Genomic DNA, 21976 nt, shown 5'->3' on the forward strand with positions numbered 1-21976 from the left:
CCGCGGCCCTGACCGCCTAAACCATCACATCGAAGAATCACACGACGACGTCGTACACCACGTGGGTGGACTTGACCCAATCAATTGCTGCCATCGCCCCATCTGCTGAAATACCGCCGGGCCCTGACCCGTTGAACCGAGCATCAAAGCTTCGGATACAAGGAGTTGGGGAAAATGAAGAAGCTCGGAATCGCCGCACTGGTGGCGAACGGACTGGCAGCAGCCGTCCTGGGTTTGGCCGCGCCGGCATCGGCGGACTACTCCCACCACGACTGGGTCAACGACATCCACCCGCGCGCCGAGGCGCCGCAGGTAGACAACAGCGTGCACCAGAGCCGCTGAGCGTCAGCAGGATTCGGGGCCCCTCACCGAGGGGCCCCGAATTTTTTTGCCCGCCGACCGTCAGTTCGGCGGGCACCGAAACACTTGCGGGGTACCGATGGACATATGGACACCGTCGACATCGACCGCTTTCCCGAGTTCGCGCAATTCGCCGCAGCCGTACAGCGGCGCAACCCCGAGACAGGCACCTGGTGTGAGGCCTGGACCGTGCGCGACATCGTCATCCATCAGACCGGCAACGCCGAAGAGCTCGCCCGGGTACTGGAGCGACACCTGGCCGGCGACCCCGTCGCGACCCGCGGTTTCGGGGAGCGCGAACGGCCGTACCGGGCGCTCAACGATGCCGACCTGTGGACGGCGTTCAACGACCGCATGACGCACCTCGGACGGGTCGCGGCTGCCGCGGAAGAGCTACCCGAGGACACCGATGTCGCGTGGACCGGCCGCACGATGAAGGTGCCCTGGTTCGCCGAGCACATGCGCGAGGAACTGGCACTGCACAGCTGGGACGTCACCGGAGACGACGCGCCCGCTCGCGCCCGGCTGGCGCAACCGTGGATGACCGACCACAGCGTCCACGCGGTAGGTGTGCCGTTGCTGCGGCGTGGCCGAGACATCCTGGCGCTGCACGGCAATGAGCGGGTGGAAGCACGAATCCGCGTGGCTGACGAGGACGATGTCGTGGTCACCGTCGACGCCGAGAACACGGCCATCACTCTGGCCCCGCCCGACGGAGCGGCGACCATCGAGACCGACGCGGCAACCCGCGTGCTGCTCCTGTGGGGACGCCGCCCGGCCGATCCCGGCCGGATCCGCAGCGCGGCAGGCCCACTCGAACTGGGCCGGTTGCGCACGCTGCTCAGCGGCTACTGAGCTACAGCAGCGCCGGCACCGCCGCGTCGATGAGGTACGGCCCCGGTGTGGCATAGCCCACGCGGAGCAGGTCGGCCAACTCCGCCGTGGTCGTCGCCTTGGCCGACGGCACGCCCATGGCCGCCGCCAGCGCCGCGAAATCCGTCGTCGGGCCCGAGAGGTCAAGCATCGCCGCGGCTTTCGGACCACTGGCCTCGGCCCCGACGCGCTGCAGCTCCATGCGCAGGATCGCGTAAGCGGCGTTGTTGAGGAGCACCGTCACCACATCGAGCTGCTCGTGCGCCATGGTCCACAACGCCGAAATCGTGTACATCGCACTGCCATCGGCCTGCAGACACAGCACCGGACGGTCCGGACACGCCACGGCGGCACCGACCGCACTCGGCAGGCCGAAGCCGATGGCCCCGCCGGTCAGAGTCAGCAGGTCGTGCCGCGGCGCGCTCATCGTCGCCTGCGGCAGCAGGAATCCGCTGGTGTTGGACTCGTCCACGATGATCGCGTCATCGGGCAGCGTCGCAGCCACCACCTCGACCCAGTTCTGCGTCGTCAGCGCCGAGTCCGACGGCGGCTCCGCCACTTTCAGCTCGGTCAGCACCGGCTCCGTACCCGGCGCCACCGCATCGGCCAGCTCTTCCAGACGTGCGACGACGTCGCCGCCCACGGTGTGGATCTGGCAGCCGCTGGGCACGAGATCACTCGCCTTGCCGGGGTACGCGAAGAACGACACCGGGGAGCGGGCGCCGGCCAGCACGAGGTGCTCGGTACCGGTCAGCTGGAACTGGGCAGCTTCGGCGAGATACGCCAGGCGTTCGAAGTTGGGCCGGCCGGCACCCCGTTCGAGCCGGGCCGGGAAGGTCTCGATCAACACCTTGGTCCCGGTGGCCGCGGCGATCCGGCTTGCGGCGCGAAGGCCGCGCTCCCGGCACGCGGCACTACCCAGCAACAGGACGGTGCCGGGGCCGAAGACCTCGGCACCGGCGTCGAGCAGCTGGTGCTCATCGGGGTCGACGCCCGCCTGGTAGTCGAACGTGGCAGGACCGACAGCCGGCTCCCCCACCGCGGGCTCGGCGCCCTCGGTCCACGAGACATCGGCCGGCAGGATCAGCGTGGCCACCTGTCCCTGCTGCGCGGCCTCGATCGCGGCCACCGCGTCGGTGGCGACGTCGGCCAGTTTCTCGCACCGCCGCACCCACCCCGATACCGTGCCGGCCATCGCATCGATATCGGATTCCAGTGGTGCGTCGTACTTCTTGTGGCCGAGCGCATGGTCGCCGACGACATTGACCACCGGCGAATAGGCCCGCCGTGCGTTGTGCAGGTTCGCGATGCCGTTGCCCAATCCCGGGCCCAGATGCAGGAGGGTGGCCGCCGGCTTCTCGGCCATGCGGGCATACCCATCCGCGGCTCCGGTGACCACGCCCTCGAAAAGGCAGAGCACACCACGCATCTCGGGCACCGAATCCAATGCCGCGACGAAGTGCATCTCGCTGGTTCCGGGGTTACCGAAGCAGACGTCGACGCCGGCGTCGACCAGCGTGCGGATCAGTGCCTGTGCGCCGTTCATCGTTCTCCTTCGCCGGGTTCCGTCGACAGCCTGCCGACGACGGTACTACCGGTCCGCGATCAGACCTTCCTGCACCAATGTCGCGACCCGGGTGCCGTCCGCGTCGACCAGACTCCCGGTGATCACACCGCGGCCTCGACCCGCGGCCGGCGATCTCGATTCCAGCAGATTCCAGCGGTCGGCCCGGATCGGGTGGTGGAACCAGATCGAGAAATCGGTGGTGCCGCTGCGGTGGGTGCGGGCCTGCATGGAATGACCGTGGACCTGCAGCGCCGGGTCGATCCCGTAGAGGTCGGTGATGTAGCAGGCAATCATCATGTGCGGCAACTGTTCCGGTGGCATCGGGACCGTGGCCCGCCACCACATGCGCCGGACGAACTCGCCCGACGACTGGTCGTCGACGATCCGGATGTCGATCTCGTCCAGCGGCACCGCGGGTGCCGGCCCCGGCGGCCCGGTCAACGGCAGCAGCTCGGGATCTTCTGGCAGTGAACATGATTCACCGTGTTGGGGGCCGGCCAGGTCCACCGAGAAGGACACCGTCGCGACGGTCAGCAGCCGTCCGGCCTGACAGGCCTCGACCCGCCGCGCCGCCGCCGTTCGTCCGTCGTACACCCGGACCACCGTGTAGTCCGTGGTCGCGCCGGCCTCGCCCCCACGCAGGTACTGCAGGTGCATGGCCGTCGGGCGCATCTCCGGATTCACGGTCTGACATGCGGCGGACAGACTCTGCGCCATCAGCAGGCCGCCGAAGGCCCGTTTGCCGTCCGGTCCGCCGGCCTTGCCCACCCAGGCGTCGTCTCCATCTCCGGGCGAAACCCACAACAGACCGGGCAGCACCGTCATGCCACGGTCCCCGCCGCTTCGAGCCGGGCGACGTCGTCGGCGGTGAGCCCGAGCCGCTCGGTCAGCACGGCGGTGGTGTCGTCGCCGAGCGCCGGCGCCGGCCGCGCGGGCGGATACTCACCATCGATCCGCAGCGGCAGGCCCGGCGCCAGGTGGCGGCCAATGCGCGGCTGGTCGAGTTCGGTGAACAGCGGGTTGTCCGTCACCTTGGGGCTCGCGGCCACCTCGCTGAAGCCGCGGTAGCGCTCCCACAGGATCGACGTCGCACCCAACGCCGCCGTGATCTGCTCGGCGGTGTGCCCGCAGAACCAGACGGTGAACAGACCGGTGAGCGCGTCGCGGTGCAGGTAACGATGCCCCTCGTCGGTGAAGTCGGCGCCGAGCGATTCCGACAGCGCCGCAACGGCTTTCGTGGTGCCGGTGACCTCAACCAGATCCCGGAAATGGCGTCCGGTCAGCGCGACGATCATGAACGCGGCGCCGTCGGCACTGACGAACTGCTGCCCGTACTGTCCGAAGATCGAGTTGCCGATGCGTTCACGGCCGACCCCATTGACCATCACTTCGGTCAGGAAGCTGAGATTCCCGGCGGTCGCCAGGGCCACGTTCTCCAGTGGGATGCTGACTTGCTGGCCCTGGCCGCTGCTGTCGCGGTGCCGCAGCGCCGCCGTCACCGCCAGCGCCAGATAGAGGCCGCACGACACGTCCCAGGCTGCCAGCACGTGGTTCACCGGGGTATGCAGCTCGGGCGGACCGGTGACGAGCGGAAAGCCCAGCCCGGCGTTGACGGTGTAGTCCACGGCCGTGCCGCCGTCGGCCCGGCCGGACACCTCGGCGTGGATCAGGTCGGGCCGCAGCGCGGAGAGGGTCTCGTACGAATGCCATTGCCGGCCTGCCACATTGGTGATGAAGACACCGGCGTCGACGATGAGCCGGGTGACCAGGTCCTGACCTTCCGGTGAGCGCATGTCCACCGCGACGGATCGCTTGCCCTTGTTGAGGCCCGCCCAGTAGATGCTCTCGCCGCCATCGGTCACCGGCCAGCGGTGGTAGTCGGCGGCGCCGCCGATCGGATCGATCCGGATGACCTCGGCGCCGAGTTGCGTCAGCGTCATCCCCGCCAGGGGCACCGCGACGAAACTGGAGATTTCGACGATGCGCACACCCGCCAGCGGACGCGCAGACTCCGGCACGGTCATCTGGACACCATAAAGGCCACCCGCAGCACAACCGGGCGACCCCGGGCGCGTCGCGTCCCGCCGGACGGGAGGTGGTGGCGACCGCGTGACATCCGCACCGTAATTTGGAACGCATGACTGAGCTGAAGGAAGTCCAGACCGAGCGCGGAACGCTGCGTTATTACGACGAGGGCAGTGGGCCTGTAGTGCTGTTTCTGCACGGTTCCGGCCCGGGCGTGACGGGCTGGCGGAACTTCCGCGGCATCCTGCCGACGTTCGCGGCGCACTTCCGCTGCCTGATCCTCGAGTTCCCCGGCTTCGGCGTCAGCGACGACTTCGGTGGCCACCCGATGATCGACGCCCAGTCCGCGGTGGTGCCCTTCCTCGACGCACTCGGAATCGAGAAGGTGGACATCGTCGGCAACTCGATGGGCGGCGGCGTCGGCATCAACTTCGCCATCAACAACCCCGACCGCATCGGCAAGCTCGTCACCATCGGCGGTATCGGCACCAACATCTTCAGCCCCGGCCCGAGCGAGGGCATCCGGCTGCTGCAGGAGTTCACCGAGGACCCGACCCGGCAACGGCTGATCGACTGGCTCCACTCGATGGTCTACGACGAGAAGATCGTCACCGAGGAACTCATCGAAGAGCGCTTGAAGCTGGCCTCCGATCCCGAGACGCTCGAGTCGGCGCGCCGGATGTACGGCAAGGCCGCCTTCAAGATGATGATGAAGTTCATGCGGTCGGCCGACGCACCGCCGCAGCCCTGGGCCCAGATGCACAAGGTGAAGGCGCCGACGCTGTTGACGTGGGGCCGCGACGACCGCGTCAGCCCGCTGGACATGGCGCTCATCCCGATGCGCACCATCTCCAACGCCGAGCTGCACGTGTTCCCGAACTGCGGACACTGGGCGATGATCGAGGCCAAGGAGTCGTTCGAGAGCACGGTGCTGGGCTTCCTGCAGCGCTGATCGTCTTCACGGGCGGCCGCGTCCGCACACCGGTTCGATGGTGTGCGGTACGCGGCCGCTCGTCTGCATCGAGGCCACCGGAATATATTGCCCGGCTTACCAATTGACCGGCATGCAACATCGACCGCCACTGCCGGACCAGCGGGTCTCGTTGTGTCCCAACTTGATTGCCGACCCACGGCGCGCGGAGACAACCGTCACACGCCGAAATTCGTACCAATCCGCCGATTTCACGCGCCGCGCGCAGCACGCACCCTAGGATCAGGCCCATGAATCGCTTGTCCGGTGCCGACGCCACCTTCTGGTTCGCGGAGACCAACAGCTGGCATATGCATGTCGCCGCCTCGTCGATCTACGACCCCACCGACGCACCGGATTTCAGCTTCGAGTCGGTGAAGGCGCTCATCGCGGCGCGTTTGCCGGAGATGCCGCAATTGCGATGGCGGGTGACCGGCGCACCGCTCGGCCTCGACCGGCCGTGGTTCGTCGAAGACGAGGAACTCGACCTCGATTTCCACGTCCGCCACATCGCGGTCCCCGCACCCGGCGGCCGCCGCGAACTCGACCAGTTGGTGGGGCGGCTGATGTCCTACAAGCTGGACCGGTCCCGGCCGCTGTGGGAGCTCTGGTTCATCGAGGGCGTCGAGGGCGGCCGGGTCGCCGTGCTGATGAAGATGCACCACGCCATCATCGACGGCGTCTCGGGAGCCGGGCTCGGTGAGATTCTGCTCGATATCACGCCCACCCCGCGGCCGCCGGCGGCCGAGCCGAGCAGGTCACTGGTCGGCGTCAAGGCACCCGGGATCGAATTGCAGGCCCTGGGCGGCCTGATCAACATCGGCATCAAGACGCCCTATCGCGTCGTGCGTTTCCTCGAGCAGACGGTGCGCCAGCAGATTGCGGCGCTCGGCGTCGCCAACAAGCCGCCCGGCTACTTCGACGCACCGCACACGCGGTTCAACGGCCCGATCTCACCGCACCGGCGGGTCAGCAATTCCGGCGTGTCGCTGGAGCGCGTAAAGGCGGTCAAGGAAGCGTTCGGCGTGAAGGTGAACGACGTCGTGCTGGCGCTCGTCTCGAGTGCCATGCGCACGTATCTGGAGGACCGCGGCGAGCTGCCCGACAAGTCGCTCATCGCGCAGGTTCCGGTGTCCACCCGGACCGAGAGCTCCAGCGACCAGGTCGGCAACCAGGTCAGCGCGATGTCGGTGTCGCTGGCGTCCGACATCATCGACCCCGCCGAGCGGATCAAGGCCATCTACGCCAGCTCCCAGAGCGCCAAGGAAATGGCGAAAGCGCTTACGGCGCACCAGATCATGGGGCTGACCGATACCACTCCGCCCGGCCTGGTGGCCCTGGCCGCCCGCGCCTACACCGCCAGCAAGCTCGGCGGCACGCTCAAGCCGATGAACCTCGTCGTCTCCAACGTGCCCGGGCCGCCCGTGCCGCTCTTCATGGACGGCGCGGTCCTCGAACAGATGATGCCGATGGGCCCCTTGGTGATGGATGTGGGACTCAACGTCACCTGCTTCAGCTATCGCGACCGCATCGATTTCGGCTTCGTCACGACGCCCGAGATGGCCAACGACATCGACGCCATGGCCGACGCCATCGAGCCGGCGCTAGTGGAGCTCGAGATCGCGGCCGGGCTCGTCGAGCCATGACCGCGCACCGTCATATGCCAGGCTGGGCACTTCGCGGGTGGGCATCCGAGTCAGTGGGCGAAGTCGACGAATTCATCCGCCGACGGTCCTGAGAAGTCCTATTCCGAGCGCCGGTCAATCATTTCGATCAGCGCCTCGATCGCGCGATCCACGCGACGTCGGTCACCCGTCAGCAGAAGATCGACCTGAAGACCACGCATCTGCGCCAGCACCAGGGTCGCAAGGGTGTCCGCCTCTTTGGGCGAACAGCCGGTCCGCACCAGCTGTGCCGCAATGATGTTGAGCCAATCATGGATGCTCGCCTGCGCCAGCTCAGCAACGCGGCCGCCCTCTCGGGTTGCCCGACCCACCACCTCGAAGAGAAGAACGAACTGCCGCTGCTCAGCCGGGTCGCAAAGCCGTTTCCACGTCGTGCGCAACAGCCGCGACGCCGTCTGGTCAGGATGCATCTGGTCATCACCGGACAGCTGATCGACGAAGTCCGCCCTGATCTTTGCGATGACCTGTAGCAGTAGGTCTTCCTTCGACACGAAGTGCCGCAGCAACGTGGCATGGGTGATCCCCAGGACGCGTGCCATGTCACGCAGTGACAGGTCAGTGATTCCGTTATCGAGCACGTACTCGGTGGCGGCGGCCAGTAGTTCAGGCCGCCGATGCTGGTAACGGAGCGTACGTCCGTCCACTCGACCTTCGCTCGCCTGCATTCCGGGCCCCACTTTCAGATAGGCGTACCAAGTGGTTGTACTAACCAGTTGGTACGCCTATATTAGGCGCACCGCCGCGACATGAGAGGTTGACATGGCCGACCACACTCCGTCCTCGTTCGTTGAACTGGGCTTGTTCACCGGAATTCCACAACACGAAAACTTTTCCCGGATCCCCGAACTGCTTCCCACCAGCAAGATGTCCCCCTCCTCGACCCCACACGACTGGCCCGTGGGCGATCCCCTCGAATTGCCGAAGTCGTACGCGCTCAACGGAGAATGCAAGTCGACAGAGGACTTCCTGGCGCAAACGGACACTGCCGCACTATTGGTTCTGCGCGACGGCGCCATCTCCCACGAGTGGTACGGGCTGACCGGCGGCCCGAAGGTTCCGTGGATTTCGATGTCTGTGGCCAAGAGCGTCATCTCGGCACTTGTCGGCATAGCGGTCGAGGACAGGCACATTGCGGGTATCGATCGGCCCATCAGCGACTACATTCGCGTCGCCCCGGGCTCTGCGTATGACGGCGTCTCGATCAAGGATGTCCTCCAGATGTCTTCGGGTGCGCGGTGGAACGAGGACTACAACGACGCGGGGTCCGACATCTTCCGGTTGGCGGCCGCGATGGGCGAAGGTGGAACGCTCGAGGAGTTCGTCGCAACCATGGTCCGTGACATCGAACCAGGACACGTCTGCCGCTACAACTCCGGCGATACGCAGGCTCTCGGAGCGCTACTCGTCGGTGCGACGGGCCGTTCCATCACCGACTATATGCAGGAGAAGCTCGTCGAGCCCTTGGGAATCAGCTCACCCGCGTACTGGTTGGTCGACTCGACCGGCATGGAGGTTGCATTCGGCGGCCTCGTCATGACTGCGCGCGACTACGCGAAATTCGGTGAGCTGTATCGCAATGGCGGCCGCTGGCGGGGTCAGCAATTGGTTCCTCAGTCATGGGTGGACGCGTCGCTGGCGGCTGATGCCGAACATCTTCTACCGGGGCGTCCGATCATCGGCAGCCATCCGCTCGACCTGGGTTACGGCTACCAATGGTGGCTGCCCGCCGTGGATTCGGGCGAGTTCAGCGCCATCGGCGTGTACAACCAGTTCATCTACGTCGACCCAGGCATGAAGACGGTGATCGTGAAACTGTCGGCGAACCGCAGGTACGGCACCAGCGACGACGAAATCACCAACCGCGAACTCGAGACGGTCGCCTTCCTCCGCACGCTGGTCGGTCAACCAGCCCGCTGAGCCGCATCGCGCGCCGGACCAGGAGTGGCCGATCATCGTTGCATCGCAGCAGAGTTCGTTTTCTGCACGTTCGAGGCGGGTCAGGCCTTCTGCGTCAGCCCGGCGTCGACGACCAACTGGGTGCCGGTGATGTAGCGGGCCTCGTCGGACGCCAGGAACACCACCGCGTTGCTGATGTCCTCGGGCTCCACCCACGGCACCGGCAAGAGGTTGCGCGCGGCAAGGACTTCGGCGACGTCTTCTGCGGTCGGGTTCTCCAGATCGGGCCGGATGCGCTTGAAGGTCTCCGGGTTCAGCACCATCGGGGTCCCGACCGCGCCGGGGTGCACGGTGTTGACCCGAATCCGCTTGGGCCCCAGCTCGTTCGCCAGGGTCCGGGCCAGACCCACCACCGCATGCTTGGTGGACGTGTACGCCGCGGTGTTCGCGGTGCCGCGAAGTCCGTTGGTGGAACTGATGATCACCACGGATCCACCGGCGGGGCCGAAATGCGGGATCGCGGCCTTGACGGTGTGCCACACCCCGGTCAGGTTGACGCCGATGACGCGCTGCCAGTCCTCGGCGGTCACTTCCCACGCCGGCGCCGACGCCGAATGGATGCCGGCGTTGGCGACCACGACATCCAGCCGGCCGAATTCCCAGGCCCCTTCGTCGACCGCGGCCTGCACCTCGTCGAACGACGACACGTCGGCCACAGCGGTGAAACAGCGCTGACCGCGCTGCTTCACGGCGTCGGCGAGATCGGCCAAATCGGCTGCGGCACCGGCGACGTCGAGAGCGATGATGTCGGCGCCCTCGTCGGCGAACCGCTCGCAGTGGGTCCGGCCGGTGCCGCGGGCGGCACCGGTGACGAGGGCGACCTTGTTCAGCAGCCCCGACATCAGTTGGCCTTGGTCAGTTCGAATCCCTTGTACCCCGCGGCCGCAACCTCGGCGCAGATGTCGTTGTAGGCGGCGAAGCCACCGATGAACAACATGAAAACCCGTGGCTTACCGGGCACATTCGCGCCCATGTACCAGGAGTTCGCCTTCGGGAACAACGTCTGGTCGGCGCGGCGCACCAGTTCGGCGCCCCATTCGTCGACCGCGTCCGTGGTGGCCTCGATGGCCGCGTAGCCGTTCTTGCCGACGTACTCGATCGCGTCGGCGATCCAGTTCACGTGCGCTTCGGCGTGCAGCACCATGTTGGCGAGCACGGCCGGCGCGCCGGGGCCGTTCACCAGGAACATGTTCGGGAAGCCGTCGACGCCCAGGCCCAGGTAGGTGCGCGGCCCGTCGACCCAGTTCTGCTTGAGCTTCGCACCACCGCGGCCGGTGATGTCGATGCGCCCCAGCGCGCCGGTGAGCGCGTCGAACCCGGTGGCGAAGATGATGGCGTCCAGGTCGAACCGGGCCTCGGTGGTCGTGATGCCGGTGGCGTCGATCTGCTCGATCGGCGTCTTCTTCACGCTGACCAGCTTCACGTGCGGCTGGTTGAACGTCTGGAAGTAGTTGGTATCGGTGCAGATTCGCTTGGCGCCGATCGGGTGGTCGTTCGGGATCAGCATGTCGGCGACCTCGGGGTCGTCGATCACCGCGCGGACCTTCTCGTCGTAGAACTTCTTGGCCTCGGCGTTGGCCACCGGGTCGACCATCTGGTCCAGGAAGGTCTTGCTGAACAGCACACCGCCCAGCTGCCAACGCTTTTCGAACTCGGCGCGGCGCTCCTCCGCCGACAGCTCCATGGTGCGCTTGGGGTGCGCCATGTGCGGCGAACCGCCGCCGCTGCGCCACGACAGCGCGCGGCGCTCGTCGTAGTTGGCCTTGACCTCGGCTTCGCGTTCGGGCGTCAGCGGCTCGTTACCGGCCGGCACGGAGAAGTTCGGAGTGCGTTGGAAGACAACGAGTTCGGCAGCTTGAGCGGCCACGATCGGCGTGGTCTGGATGCCCGACGAACCGGTGCCGATGAGGCCGACGCGCTTGCCGGTGAAGTCGACGCCCTCGTGCGGCCAGTTCGCGGTGTGGTAGGTCTCGCCGGCGAAGGTCTCGACGCCCGGGATGTTCGGCAGCAGCGGATCGGACAGCGCGCCGGTGGCCATGACGCAGAACTGCGCGTCCACCGTCTCACCGGTGTCGGTGGTGACGGTCCAGCGCAGCGTCTCTTCGTTCAAGGTCGCCGACACCACGCGGGTGTTGAGCCGGATATCGCGGCGCAGATCGAACCGGTCGGCGACATGGTTGATGTACGTGAGGATTTCGGCCTGGGTGGCGTACTTCTCGGTCCAGGTCCACTCCTGCTGCAGATCCTTGTCGAACGAGTAGCAGTAGTCGATGCTCTCCACGTCGCACCGGGCACCGGGGTACCGGTTGTAGAACCACGTGCCGCCCACGTCCGAGGCCGCCTCGAACGCCACGACCGAATGGCCTTCCGACCGCAGCTTGTGCAGTGCGTAAAGACCGGCGAACCCGGCACCCACTACTACGACGTCAACCTGTTCTGCGCTGCTCATAGTGCGAAGTTAGCCGTCCGCCGCACAACCCAGTACGAGGCGTCCCGGTGAACGGACGACCCGATATTCAGGGCACAGTCAAGTCGGATTGCGCCGGACCGCCGGGCACGATCGTGGCGCCCGATGCAACCGTTCCGGAGCCTGGCCCCCACTCGCCGTGCCCGTACGGGCCGGGCCCCAGACAGTCCGGATCCACACCGTGGGGTCCCCAACATCCGGGCGGCTCCGCGACCAGCGACTGCAACCCGCCCGGCGCGCCTGCAATCTGGGCCACAGGAATGGCCACGGTGCCGGCGAACACCAGTGTGGCGGCGACGAAGATGCTCGGTCCGACCACCTGCTTCCAATGACATGTCCGTCCGTACATCGCGCTGCCTCGGCTCTGTGTGTCGTCAACCTTCGCGCTCGATGATCCGCTGTCTCCGGCCGGCCAGGTAGAGCCCATCGGTCCGCCGGCAAGAGCCTTAGGTCCCGTCCTGCGGCAACGCAGGAGTGTGATGGGACAACCAGATCCACGTCGCTGCAGGATTTTCGCCCGCTGACCGGGAAGCGCCTCCCGGTGCGCTACGGGTGCGGTAAACCATTGATTAGCCCATCACAGGAGTTAGGAAAACGACCATGACCCAGCGGGTTATCGACAGACTCGGTGACATCGCCGACCAGCTTCGCGAACAAGCCTGGGAGGCAGAGAAGTTGGGCCAGCTGCCCGACGAGACCGTGAAGCTGATGAAGGCGGCCGGCAACATCAAGCTGCTGCAGCCCAAGGAATATGACGGCCTGGAGGTGCACCCGCGCGAGTTCGCCGAGACCGTGATGGCGACCGCCGCGCTGGACCCGGCCGCCGGCTGGATCAACGGTGTCGTCGGTGTGCACCCGTACCAACTCGCTTATGCCGACCCGAAGGTCGCCGCCGAGATCTGGGGATCGGACACCGACACCTGGGTCGCCTCGCCGTACGCGCCGCAGGGCGTGGCCCGCCCCGTCGATGGTGGCTACATCTTCAACGGCCGCTGGCAGTTCAGCTCGGGTACCGACCACTGTGAGTGGATCTTCCTGGGCGCCATGCTCGGTGACGCCGAGGGCAAGCCCGTCATGCCGCCGCAGATGCTGCACATGATCCTGCCCCGCAGCGACTACGAGATCGTCCAGGACTCCTGGAACGTGGTGGGCCTGCGCGGCACCGGCTCCAAGGACGTGATCGTCAAGGACGCCTTCGTCCCCACCTACCGCACCATGGACGCCACCAAGGTGATGGACGGCCGGGCGCAGATCGAGGCCGGCATGACCTCGCCGCTGTACCTGATGCCGTGGTCGACCATGTTCCCGCTCGGCATCTCGTCGGCCGTCATCGGCATCGCCGAAGGCGCCCTGGCCGCCGCGCTCGACTACCAGCGCGAGCGCGTCAACTCCAGTGGCGTGGCCATCAAGGACGACCCGTACGTCATGTACGCCATCGGTGAGGCCGCCGCCGACATCAACGCCGCCCGCCAGGAGCTGCTGGCCAACGTCGACCGGATCTACGACATGGTCGCCGCCGGCAAGGAGGTGTCCTTCGAGGACCGCGCCGCCGGCCGGCGCACCCAGATCCGGTCGGTGTGGCGCGCGGTGTCCGCGGTCGACGAGATCTTCGCCCGGTGCGGCGGCAACGCGACCCGCATGGACAAGCCGTTGCAGCGCTACTGGCGGGACGCACACGTCGGCCAGGCCCATGCGATCCATGTCCCCGGCACCACCTACCACGCGTCGGCGCTGAGCAGCCTGGGCGTGGATCCGCAGGGCCCGCTGCGAGGCATGATCTGACGTGAGTGACCTGAAGAGCCTGGGCTATGTGAAGGTCCAGACCGCCGACATCGAACGCTGGCGCCAATTCGCCTTCGACGTACTGGGTTTCGCGAAGGGCAGCGGCCCTGATCCCGACGCGCTGTACCTGCGGATGGACGAGCGCACCGCGCGCATCATCGTGGTGCCGGGCGATGCCGACCGCATCGTCACCGTGGGCTGGGAGGTTCGCGACGGCGCCGCTCTGCGCCGGGTGCAGGCCACCCTCGACGGCGCCGGTGTGCCGTGGAAGCAGCTGTCGCTGGACGAGGCCGACGCCCGTCGCGTCGACGAGGTCATCGCCTTCGTCGACCCGGCCGGCAACGATGTCGAGGTGTTCCACGGCGCGGTGCTGGACCACAGCCCCGTCGTCACGCCGTTCGGCGCCCGCTTCGTCACCGAGGGTCTGGGCCTCGGCCACGTGGTGCTGCCGGCGCAGGACGCCAAGGGCCTGTTCACGTTCTACACCGAGGTGCTGGGCTTCCTGCCCCGCGGCGCCTTCCGGGTGCCTGCTCCCCCGGAGTTCGGCCCCCTGCGCGTGCAGTTCCTGGGCATCAACGAGCGGCACCACAGCCTCGCGATCTGCCCGGCCGCGACGCTGCGTGACCCGAAGCTGATCCACCTCATGGTCGAGGTCGACACGCTCGACGCCGTCGGGCAGGCGCTCGACCGCGTGAACCGCGACGGCTTCCAGCTGTCCTCCACGCTGGGCCGGCACACCAACGACAAGATGGTGTCGTTCTACGTGCGTTCACCCGGCGACTGGGACATCGAATTCGGCACCGAGGGCATGAAGGTCGACGAACGGTATTACACCGCAGAGGAAATCACCGCCGACAGCTACTGGGGCCATGAGTGGATGGGCGTGCCGCCTCGGGCGATGCTGCCATGAGCGCCGATCTCAAACCGGTCCCGGCATCGTCCATCACCGCGTGGGATGACGAGGCCGACGTCGTGGTCGTCGGCTACGGCATCGCCGGCGCGGCCGCGGCCGTGGCGGCCTCGGCGGCGGGCGCCGACGTCCTGGTCGTCGAACGCACCGGCGGCTGGGGCGGCGCCGCCGCCATGGCCGGTGGATTCGTCTACCTCGGCGGTGGCACCGCTCTCCAAAAGGCCTGCGGTTTCGACGATTCCGCGGAGAACATGGCCGCGTTCCTGAAGGTGGCCATGGGTCCCGGCGCGGACACCGAACGGATCGACGACTACTGCGCGGGCAGTGTCGCCCACTACGACTGGCTCGTGAGCTGCGGCGTGCCGTTCAAGCCGGTGTTCTGGGGTGAACCGGGCTGGGAGCCACCGAGCGACGAGGGCCTGATGTTCACGGGCGGCGAAAACGCCTTCCCGTACAACACCATTGCCTCCCCGGCGCCGCGCGGTCACGTGCCGCAGATGACCGACAAGGTCGCCGGTGAGCGCAGTGGCGGCTACATGTTGATGAAGCCGCTCGTGGAAACCGCCACCGCGCAGGGCGTCCGGTCGGTGTACGACACCGAGGTGCAGTCATTGATCACCGAGGCCGACGGCCGGGTGGTGGGCATCGTCGCACGCCGGTACAGCGACACCGTGGCGATCAAGGCGCGCCGCGGCGTGGTGCTGGCCTCGGGCAGCTTCGCCTACAGCGACGCGATGGTCGCCCAGTACGCACCCCGCATCGCGGGCCGCCCGGCGGCGAGTATCGAGCAGCACGACGGCCGGGCGATCCGGATGGCACAGGCGCTCGGCGCCGACCTCGCGCACATGGATGCCACCGAGGTGGCGTTCTTCTGCGACCCGCAGCAGTTGGTCCGCGGCATCCTCGTCAACGGCCTGGGCCAGCGCTACATCGCCGAGGACACCTACGCGGGACGCATCGGCCAGCAGACGCTGTACTACCAGGACAACACGGCCTACCTGATCATCGACGGCGACGCCATGGAAGAGGCCATGGCCGCCACCTCGGCGACACCGTTCCTGCGCCGCCCGGCAACGTGGGTGTGCGAGACCGTCGCCGAGCTCGAAGCCGAGATCGGCCTGCCCGCCGGCGTCCTGCAGCACACCGTCGCCTACTACAACGAGCACGCCGCGAACGGCGCGGACCCGCTGCTGCACAAGAAGCCGCAGTGGCTGCGCCCGATCGGGTCCCCGGTCGGTGCGATCGACCTACGAGGCAGCACCGGCGGGTTCACCCTCGGCGGCCTCCTGACCACGTTGGACGGCCGCGTATTGCATGTCAGCGGCGAGCCGATTCCGGGGCTGTTCGCGGCCGGCCGGTGCTCAGCAGGCCTGTCTGCCTGGGGTTATGCCAGCGGCGTGTCGCTGGGCGACGGCAGCTTCTACGGGCGCCGCGCCGGGAGGTCCGCGGCGCAGAACTGAGCCCGCCCGGCGTGTCGCCACCCCGCGTGTCGCCGCCGGAATGACCACGAGCTCGTGTCCCAAATCTGGGCCATGAGCTGCAAAATTGACACACGAGGCGCCCCTTGCCAACCCGGCTCGGGGCGCCTCGTCGTGCATATATTCTGCCGCGCTCCGACGAAATGTGTGACAAGCCCCACCGCCGTGTGATACAAACAGGCATATTCCTAATAGGAATATCGACACGGAGCAACGGAGCTTGGAGGCCGACATGACAGCAACAGTCGAATCCACCACCCCCAGCGCGGTCATCGACCGGGTATCGCTGGTCCTCGACGCGTTCGACGGCCCCGGCCGCCTGACCCTGGCGCAGATCGTGCGCCGCACGGGCCTGCCCCGTTCCTCCGCGCACCGGATGCTGGAGCGTCTGGTGCAGTTGCGCTGGCTGCGCCGCAACGGCCGGGACTACGAACTCGGGATGCGTCTGGTGGAGCTCGGCTCGCTGGCCGTGCATCAGGACCGCATGCACCGCGCCGCCGGCCCGCTGTTGCACGAGCTGCACCGCGCCACCGGCCTCGTCGTGCACCTCGCCGTGCTCGACGGCGGTGACGTCGTCTACCTGGAGAAGGTCGGCAACGGCATGATGACCGTGCTGCCGTCGCGGGTGGGCGGCCGCCAGCCGGCGCACTGTACCGCCGTCGGCAAGGCGATCCTGGCCTACAACCAGGACGCCGAGGTCGACCTCATGAGCCGCAAGACCAAATACTCGATCGCCAACCGCGCCCAGCTCGCCACCGAACTGGCCAAGGTCCGCGCCCACGGCGTCGCCTTCGAGCGCGAGGAGTCGGTACCCGGATTCGGTTGTGTCGCAGCGCCGATCGGCCGCCAGGGTGAGGCCGTCGCCGCCGTCTCGGTGTGTGGTCCAATGAACCGCATGGCCTTCGAACAGCTGACCGCGCCGGTGCGCATGACCGCCATGGGCATCTGGCGCAACGCCGAGGATTCCCGGGTCGCGCCGACGCTGCAGCCGATGCGGCCGCTGCGCATGGGCCCGGCGTTGCAGTACGCATGAGCCGCCAGCGAGTAGCGCTAGCGGATCACGCATGAGCCTGGACCCCCAGATCGCCGGCCTCCTCGAGGCACTCAACAGCGGCTTCCCCGACCTGCCGAACATGACCGGGGCGCAGGCGCGCGCCGCCATTCGTGCGCGATTCGTCGCACCTGCCGAACCCGAAGCGGTCGCCTCCGTCACCGACACGGAGGTCGACGGCATCGGGGTCCGGGTCTACCGCCCCGCGGCCGACGGCCCGCTTCCGATCTTCGTCTTCGCACACGGCGGCGGCTTCGTCTTCTGCGATCTGGATTCGCACGACGGCCTCTGCCGCAGCTTCGCGAATTCGATTCCCGCCGTGGTCGTTTCGGTCGACTACCGGCTGGCACCCGAACATCGGTGGCCGGCCGCCGCCGAAGACGTCTACACCGTGACCCAGTGGGCCGCCGCCCATGCCGCCGAACTCGGCGGCGACCCGGCGAAGCTCGTCGTCGGCGGCGACAGCGCCGGCGGCAACCTCGCCGCCGTCACCGCGCTCATGACCCGCGACCGCGGCGGTGCGCCGCTGGCCGCGCAGGTACTGCTGTACCCGGTGCTGACCGCCGATTTCACCTACGGCTCGTACCACGAGTTCCGCACCGGCTACTACAACACCACGGCCGCCATGCAGTGGTACTGGGACCAGTACGTGCCCAACACCACCGACCGCGAAAACCCTTATGCGGCACCGTTGTCCGCATCCGTCGAGGATGTCGCCCCGGCCGTGCTCGTCGTCACGGGCTACGACCCGATGCGGGATGAGGCCCTCGCCTACGCCGAAGCGCTGCGCGAGGCCGAGGTACCGGTGACCGAGCTGTACTACGGCGCCATCCACGGTTTCCTGACCATGCCGGTGCTCGACATCGCGCACCGGGCCCGTCGTGACGTGGCCGACGCAGTGACCAAGTTGCTCGCCGATTAGACGGCGCTTCCCCAACCAATCGAGGAGTTCATCATCGGCACCTACGCTGTGACCGGTTCGGCATCCGGCATGGGATACCAGGCGGCGAAGCAGTTGCGCGATCAGGGCCATACGGTGATCGGCGTCGACCTCAAGGACGCCGATGTCATCGCGGACCTGTCGACCGCCGACGGCCGGCGTACCGCCGCCACGCGGGTGCTCGAGCTGTCCGAAGGCACGCTCGACGGTGCCGTGCTGGCCGCCGGGATCGGGCCCGGTGCCGGCGCCGACCGCGCGCGCCTGATCGCCCAGATCAACTACCTCGGCACCGTCGACCTGCTGACGGCGTGGCAGCCCGCACTGTCGGCCGCCGGTAACGCGAAAGTCGTTGCGCTGGGTAGCAACTCCAGCACGACGGTGCCAGCGGTCCCCCGCCGCGCCATCCGCGCACTGCTGGCCGGCGACGCCGACCGGGCAGCCCGCGCCGTGCGGTTCTTCGGCGGCGGCGCCTCCGCGCTCATGTACGCCGCGTCCAAGATCGCCGTGGCCCGCTGGGTCCGGCAGACCGCGGTGACGGCCGACTGGGCCGGCCGCGGCATCCGGCTGAATGTACTGGCGCCCGGGGCCATCATGACGCCGCTGTTGCAGGCGCAGCTCGATTCGCCGCGCGAGGGCAAGGCCGTCCGCGCCTTCCCGATCCCGACCGGCAACTTCGGCGATCCCGTGCACCTCGCCAACTGGATCGTCTTCATGCTGTCGGACTCCGCCGACTTCCTCTGCGGCAGTGTCATTTTCGTCGACGGCGGCTCCGATGCCTACTTCCGGCCCGACGGCTGGCCCAAAGGTGTCCCCCTGCGCGGCATTCCGCGGTATGTGTGGCGGCACCGCCGCTTCGCCAAGACCCGCTGACCGCCCACCGGCCTACCCCTGGGCGCGGATTGCCTTGGGGCTCATGCCGTAACGGCGCTTGACCGCCGTACTCAGCGCGAAGGCGGTGCCGTAGCCCACGCGGCCGGCAACGGCTTCGATGGTGGCATCGGAACCGCGCAGCAGGTCGACGGCCAGCGCCAGGCGAATCTCGGTGAGGAGCGCCATCGGCGGCTCGCCGACGAGTTGGGTGAACCGCCGCGCCAGGGCCGCCCGGGACAGCCCGACCTCGGCGGCCAGCGACCCCACGGTCCAGGGATGTGCCGGATTGTTCTCGATGAGCCGAAGTGCCGTGCCCACCTGAGGATCTCGATACGCGCGATACCAGGTCGGTGCCTCGGCACGGGAGAACCAGCTGCGCAGAGCGGCGATGGTGAGCAGATCGAGCATCCGGTCGAGCACCGCGCCCTGGGCCGGCTCATCGCGCGCCATCTCGTCGAGCAGCAGATCGACCAGCATGGTGTTGACCTCGCCCCGCCGGATCACCACCAGCGGCGGCAGCGCGGTCAGCAGCCTCCGGCAGACCGCACCCACTTCTTCGTAGGCGCCGGTGATCAACAGGGTCTGCGCGTCAGGTCGGGTACCCCAGCTCCGGATCCCCAGACTCAATGCCTCACACAGTGGTTCACCATCGATGGTCGTGGTGACCTGCCCCGGGTGCACGACGACTCCGGGCGCGGTCGCCGCGTCGTCGGCGACGGTGTAGCAGTCCGGCCCGCGGCAGATCGCGATGTCGCCCGCCTCGAGTCGCCGGCCGGCGGCACCATCCGGGATGACGGTCGCCGACCCGCGGGCGACCACCACGATGGTGAGCGGCGCGCGGTCCTGCACGCGCAGCGACCACGGCGGGTCGAGCAATGACCGCATCAGAAATGCGCCACGCGCACGTGGCCCGTCCAGCAACCCGGCCAGGGCATCCACGTGGAAAGCGTAGACGCTCACGTATGAAAGTGAGCCTTTTGCGGATGGAGCGTCCAGCCGTCGGTCAATACCGTCAGCTCATGACATTCACCAAGCTCCCCCAGCCCCTCGGCACGACGGCGCTCATCGTCGCGCTGTTGTCCTCCGGGCTGCTCGCGGGCCTCTACTACGCATACGCGGTGTCGGTGCTGCCCGCACTCGGCGCGTTCGACGACCGGACCTTCATCGACGTCATGAACAAGATCAACGTCGTCATCGTCAATCCGCCGTTCCTGCTGACCTTCCTCGGGTCGGTCGGCTTCACCGCGCTGGCCGGGGCGTTCTTCGTCAAGCCCGGCGCCCGCCCGGTGCTGATCTGGATCGGTATCGGCCTGGCCCTCAACCTCGCCAGTCTCGCCGTCACATCGGTGGTCAACGTGCCGCTCAACGACAAGCTCGCCACCGCGGCGGGCTCGAGCAGTGCCGCCGATCTCGCGTCACTTCGCCAGCAGTTCGAGTCGTCGTGGGTGCGCTGGAACATTATCCGCGCAGTGGCCAACACCGCGGCCACCGCCGTCCTGGGTTGGGCGCTCGCCGTGCCGGTCCGCGGTTGACGCGGGATTAACGCACGGTGACCACAACCATGGGCCGGCGCGCCGAACTGCGGCATCGTCGCGTCAGTGGTGAGTTCAGAGATCAAGGCCAGTGATGCGCAGCTGGCGAAAGGCCTGCGGCGCAGGCATTTGAACCTGATCGCCCTCGGCGGAGTGATCGGCGCCGGGCTCTTCGTCGGCAGCGGCGTCGTGATCGGCAGCGCCGGGCCCGCGGCCATCGTGTCGTTCCTGATCGCCGGCATCATCACCCTGCTGATCATGCGGATGCTCGCCGAGATGGCGGTGGCGCAACCGGTGGTCGGCTCGTTCTACGTCTACGCCCGGCAGGCGCTCGGGCGCCGTGGCGGTTTCGTCACCGGCTGGATGTACTGGTACTTCTTCGTCATCGTGGTCGCGGTCGAAGCCGTTGCGGGCGGCCGCATCCTGCATCTCTGGCTGCCCGCGGTGCCGCTGTGGGTGCTCAGCCTCGGTCTGATGCTGGCCCTCACCGCAAGCAACCTGGTCTCGGCGCGCTCGTTCGGCGAGTTCGAATACTGGTTCTCGTCGGTGAAAGTCATTGCCATCGTGGTGTTCCTGGGCATGGGCGCGCTGTGGATCACCGGACTGTGGCCGCACTCGACACCCGGCCTGGCCAACCTGATCGACCACGGCGGCTTCGCACCGCTGGGCTGGGGCGCGGTCCTGGCGGCCGTCGTACCGTGCGTCGCGTTCTACACGGGCGCCGAGATCGTCACCATCGCCGCCGCCGAATCCGACGAACCCGAGCGGGCGGTGACCCGGGCGATGAAGTCGATCGTCTTCCGCATCATCGGGTTCTACGTCGGCTCGATCCTCGTGGTGGTGGCCATCCAGCCCTGGAACACCAAGAGCGTCAGCATCAGCCCCTACGCCTCGGTGCTCACCGTTCTGGGCATCCCGGGCGTCGCGACGATCATGAACTTCATCGTGCTCACGGCGGTGTTGTCCTGCCTCAACTCCGCGCTGTACACGACGTCGCGAATGCTGTTCGCGCTCACCACCTCTGGTGACGCGCCCCGGTTCTTCACCAAGCTGTCCCCGAGCGGCGTCCCGCGCCGTGCGATCCTGCTGGGCACCGCCGTCGGCTACGCATCGGTCGCCGCGACCTACGTGTGGGGCGACGTGGTGTTCAACTTCCTGATCAACTCCTACGGCGCCGTCGCCCTGTTCGTCTACCTGATCATCGCGATATCGCAGGTCGTCCTGCGCCGCCGCATCGAACGGACGCGGCCCGGCACGTTGAAGCTGACGATGTGGCTGTTCCCGTGGCTGAGCTACGCCACCATCGCGCTCATGGCGACCGTCATCCTGGCGATGGCGTTCCTCCCCGACACCCGCTCGCAGTTCCTGATGAGCGGTGTCACCCTGGCCGTCATCCTCGTTTCGTTCGAGGTGGTCCGCCGGCGCAACACACCTGACGCCGAACCCGGCACCCCGGCGCCGACGAGCGTCGACAGTCGTGTTCCCGCCGACGCGGTCGAGAACTGACCCG

General features: G+C 67.7%; 21 protein-coding genes. 13 read left to right on the forward strand and 8 right to left on the reverse strand.

Features of this window, described 5'->3' with window-relative positions:
• Positions 1–174: 174 nt before the first annotated feature.
• Positions 175–342 carry a hypothetical protein gene (locus tag ACJH6J_RS19755; protein ID WP_165605545.1) on the forward strand — a complete coding sequence of 56 codons (168 nt, stop codon included), beginning with the start codon at positions 175–177 and terminating at the stop codon, positions 340–342.
• Between the two features lie 105 nt (positions 343–447).
• Positions 448–1215, forward strand: a complete 768-nt coding sequence (locus ACJH6J_RS19760; protein ID WP_212811863.1) for a maleylpyruvate isomerase N-terminal domain-containing protein — start codon at positions 448–450, stop codon at positions 1213–1215.
• Position 1216: 1 nt separating this feature from the next.
• On the opposite strand, the gene ACJH6J_RS19765 is transcribed toward ACJH6J_RS19760, so the two are convergent.
• The 3 genes from ACJH6J_RS19765 to ACJH6J_RS19775 are packed head-to-tail and all read right to left on the reverse strand — an operon-like array spanning position 1217 to position 4824.
• Positions 1217–2779 carry an acetolactate synthase large subunit gene (locus ACJH6J_RS19765; protein WP_406804423.1) on the reverse strand — a complete coding sequence of 521 codons (1563 nt, stop codon included), beginning with the start codon at positions 2777–2779 and terminating at the stop codon, positions 1217–1219.
• A 45-nt stretch (positions 2780–2824) separates the two neighbouring features.
• Positions 2825–3625 carry an acyl-CoA thioesterase II gene (locus tag ACJH6J_RS19770; protein ID WP_212811865.1) on the reverse strand — a complete coding sequence of 267 codons (801 nt, stop codon included), beginning with the start codon at positions 3623–3625 and terminating at the stop codon, positions 2825–2827.
• Positions 3622–4824 (reverse strand): CoA transferase, encoded by a 1203-nt coding sequence (locus ACJH6J_RS19775; protein ID WP_212811866.1) that lies wholly within the window; start codon positions 4822–4824, stop codon positions 3622–3624. The genes ACJH6J_RS19770 and ACJH6J_RS19775 overlap by 4 nt, the downstream gene beginning before the upstream one ends.
• 113 nt (positions 4825–4937) lie before the next feature.
• On the opposite strand from ACJH6J_RS19775, the gene ACJH6J_RS19780 reads away from it, so the two are divergent.
• Together ACJH6J_RS19780 and ACJH6J_RS19785 are read left to right on the forward strand one after the other, a co-directional pair.
• Complete coding sequence (locus tag ACJH6J_RS19780; protein ID WP_406804424.1) at positions 4938–5777, forward strand: alpha/beta fold hydrolase; 840 nt, start codon at positions 4938–4940, stop codon at positions 5775–5777.
• Between the two features lie 269 nt (positions 5778–6046).
• A complete protein-coding gene (locus ACJH6J_RS19785) occupies positions 6047–7441 on the forward strand; it encodes a WS/DGAT/MGAT family O-acyltransferase (protein ID WP_406804425.1) in 1395 nt (464 codons plus the stop codon).
• A 98-nt stretch (positions 7442–7539) separates the two neighbouring features.
• Here the strand turns inward: ACJH6J_RS19785 and ACJH6J_RS19790 are convergent, their stop codons facing one another.
• Complete coding sequence (locus ACJH6J_RS19790; protein ID WP_406804426.1) at positions 7540–8145, reverse strand: TetR/AcrR family transcriptional regulator; 606 nt, start codon at positions 8143–8145, stop codon at positions 7540–7542.
• A gap of 94 nt (positions 8146–8239) precedes the next feature.
• Between ACJH6J_RS19790 and ACJH6J_RS19795 the strand changes: the two genes are divergently transcribed.
• Positions 8240–9397 carry a serine hydrolase domain-containing protein gene (locus tag ACJH6J_RS19795; protein ID WP_406804427.1) on the forward strand — a complete coding sequence of 386 codons (1158 nt, stop codon included), beginning with the start codon at positions 8240–8242 and terminating at the stop codon, positions 9395–9397.
• 80 nt (positions 9398–9477) lie between these two features.
• Here the strand turns inward: ACJH6J_RS19795 and ACJH6J_RS19800 are convergent, their stop codons facing one another.
• The 3 genes from ACJH6J_RS19800 to ACJH6J_RS19810 form a co-directional block, all read right to left on the reverse strand.
• Positions 9478–10278, reverse strand: coding sequence for a mycofactocin-coupled SDR family oxidoreductase (locus ACJH6J_RS19800; protein ID WP_318985998.1), 801 nt, complete (start codon positions 10276–10278; stop codon positions 9478–9480).
• Positions 10278–11885, reverse strand: a complete 1608-nt coding sequence (locus tag ACJH6J_RS19805; protein ID WP_406804428.1) for a flavin-containing monooxygenase — start codon at positions 11883–11885, stop codon at positions 10278–10280. Before ACJH6J_RS19805 ends, ACJH6J_RS19800 begins: the two co-directional genes overlap by 1 nt.
• 67 nt (positions 11886–11952) lie before the next feature.
• Positions 11953–12222 carry a hypothetical protein gene (locus tag ACJH6J_RS19810; RefSeq protein ID WP_406804429.1) on the reverse strand — a complete coding sequence of 90 codons (270 nt, stop codon included), beginning with the start codon at positions 12220–12222 and terminating at the stop codon, positions 11953–11955.
• 281 nt (positions 12223–12503) lie between these two features.
• On the opposite strand from ACJH6J_RS19810, the gene ACJH6J_RS19815 reads away from it, so the two are divergent.
• The 6 genes from ACJH6J_RS19815 to ACJH6J_RS19840 all read left to right on the forward strand — a co-directional run bounded on the left by ACJH6J_RS19815 (position 12504) and on the right by ACJH6J_RS19840 (position 18934).
• A complete protein-coding gene (locus tag ACJH6J_RS19815; protein WP_212811871.1) occupies positions 12504–13685 on the forward strand; it encodes an acyl-CoA dehydrogenase family protein in 1182 nt (393 codons plus the stop codon).
• Between the two features lies 1 nt (position 13686).
• Complete coding sequence (gene bphC, locus ACJH6J_RS19820; protein WP_318985996.1) at positions 13687–14595, forward strand: biphenyl-2,3-diol 1,2-dioxygenase; 909 nt, start codon at positions 13687–13689, stop codon at positions 14593–14595.
• On the forward strand, positions 14592–16055 hold the full coding sequence (locus ACJH6J_RS19825; RefSeq protein WP_406804430.1) for an FAD-dependent oxidoreductase: 1464 nt from the start codon (positions 14592–14594) through the stop codon (positions 16053–16055). The genes bphC and ACJH6J_RS19825 overlap by 4 nt, the downstream gene beginning before the upstream one ends.
• A 250-nt stretch (positions 16056–16305) precedes the next feature.
• A complete protein-coding gene (locus ACJH6J_RS19830; RefSeq protein ID WP_212811874.1) occupies positions 16306–17106 on the forward strand; it encodes an IclR family transcriptional regulator in 801 nt (266 codons plus the stop codon).
• 31 nt (positions 17107–17137) lie between these two features.
• Complete coding sequence (locus ACJH6J_RS19835; RefSeq protein ID WP_318985994.1) at positions 17138–18046, forward strand: alpha/beta hydrolase; 909 nt, start codon at positions 17138–17140, stop codon at positions 18044–18046.
• A gap of 33 nt (positions 18047–18079) precedes the next feature.
• A complete protein-coding gene (locus ACJH6J_RS19840; RefSeq protein WP_406804445.1) occupies positions 18080–18934 on the forward strand; it encodes an SDR family oxidoreductase in 855 nt (284 codons plus the stop codon).
• A 12-nt stretch (positions 18935–18946) separates the two neighbouring features.
• Here the strand turns inward: ACJH6J_RS19840 and ACJH6J_RS19845 are convergent, their stop codons facing one another.
• Positions 18947–19873 carry a cupin domain-containing protein gene (locus ACJH6J_RS19845; RefSeq protein WP_406804446.1) on the reverse strand — a complete coding sequence of 309 codons (927 nt, stop codon included), beginning with the start codon at positions 19871–19873 and terminating at the stop codon, positions 18947–18949.
• 80 nt (positions 19874–19953) lie between these two features.
• Here ACJH6J_RS19845 and ACJH6J_RS19850 point away from each other — a divergent pair, with 80 nt between their 5' ends.
• Positions 19954–20466, forward strand: coding sequence for an anthrone oxygenase family protein (locus tag ACJH6J_RS19850; RefSeq protein ID WP_318985993.1), 513 nt, complete (start codon positions 19954–19956; stop codon positions 20464–20466).
• Between the two features lie 69 nt (positions 20467–20535).
• A complete protein-coding gene (locus ACJH6J_RS19855) occupies positions 20536–21972 on the forward strand; it encodes an amino acid permease (protein WP_318985992.1) in 1437 nt (478 codons plus the stop codon).
• Positions 21973–21976: the final 4 nt, after the last annotated feature.

The sequence above is a fragment of the Mycobacterium sp. SMC-18 genome, from assembly GCF_045310895.1.
Classification (GTDB): domain Bacteria; phylum Actinomycetota; class Actinomycetes; order Mycobacteriales; family Mycobacteriaceae; genus Mycobacterium.

Bases quoted from the DNA above. Each gene is read 5' to 3' on its own strand.
- ACJH6J_RS19850 (WP_318985993.1), top strand. From the start codon at position 19,954: ATGACATTCACCAAGCTCCCCCAGCCCCTCGGCACGACGGCGCTCATC.
- ACJH6J_RS19755 (WP_165605545.1), top strand. From the start codon at position 175: ATGAAGAAGCTCGGAATCGCCGCACTGGTGGCGAACGGACTGGCAGCA.
- ACJH6J_RS19830 (WP_212811874.1), top strand. From the start codon at position 16,306: ATGACAGCAACAGTCGAATCCACCACCCCCAGCGCGGTCATCGACCGG.
- ACJH6J_RS19780 (WP_406804424.1), top strand. From the start codon at position 4,938: ATGACTGAGCTGAAGGAAGTCCAGACCGAGCGCGGAACGCTGCGTTAT.
- ACJH6J_RS19770 (WP_212811865.1), bottom strand. From the start codon at position 3,625: ATGACGGTGCTGCCCGGTCTGTTGTGGGTTTCGCCCGGAGATGGAGAC.
- ACJH6J_RS19795 (WP_406804427.1), top strand. From the start codon at position 8,240: ATGGCCGACCACACTCCGTCCTCGTTCGTTGAACTGGGCTTGTTCACC.
- ACJH6J_RS19765 (WP_406804423.1), bottom strand. From the start codon at position 2,779: ATGAACGGCGCACAGGCACTGATCCGCACGCTGGTCGACGCCGGCGTC.
- ACJH6J_RS19760 (WP_212811863.1), top strand. From the start codon at position 448: ATGGACACCGTCGACATCGACCGCTTTCCCGAGTTCGCGCAATTCGCC.
- ACJH6J_RS19815 (WP_212811871.1), top strand. From the start codon at position 12,504: ATGACCCAGCGGGTTATCGACAGACTCGGTGACATCGCCGACCAGCTT.
- ACJH6J_RS19775 (WP_212811866.1), bottom strand. From the start codon at position 4,824: ATGACCGTGCCGGAGTCTGCGCGTCCGCTGGCGGGTGTGCGCATCGTC.
- ACJH6J_RS19790 (WP_406804426.1), bottom strand. From the start codon at position 8,145: ATGCAGGCGAGCGAAGGTCGAGTGGACGGACGTACGCTCCGTTACCAG.
- ACJH6J_RS19785 (WP_406804425.1), top strand. From the start codon at position 6,047: ATGAATCGCTTGTCCGGTGCCGACGCCACCTTCTGGTTCGCGGAGACC.
- ACJH6J_RS19805 (WP_406804428.1), bottom strand. From the start codon at position 11,885: ATGAGCAGCGCAGAACAGGTTGACGTCGTAGTAGTGGGTGCCGGGTTC.
- ACJH6J_RS19835 (WP_318985994.1), top strand. From the start codon at position 17,138: ATGAGCCTGGACCCCCAGATCGCCGGCCTCCTCGAGGCACTCAACAGC.
- ACJH6J_RS19825 (WP_406804430.1), top strand. From the start codon at position 14,592: ATGAGCGCCGATCTCAAACCGGTCCCGGCATCGTCCATCACCGCGTGG.
- ACJH6J_RS19800 (WP_318985998.1), bottom strand. From the start codon at position 10,278: ATGTCGGGGCTGCTGAACAAGGTCGCCCTCGTCACCGGTGCCGCCCGC.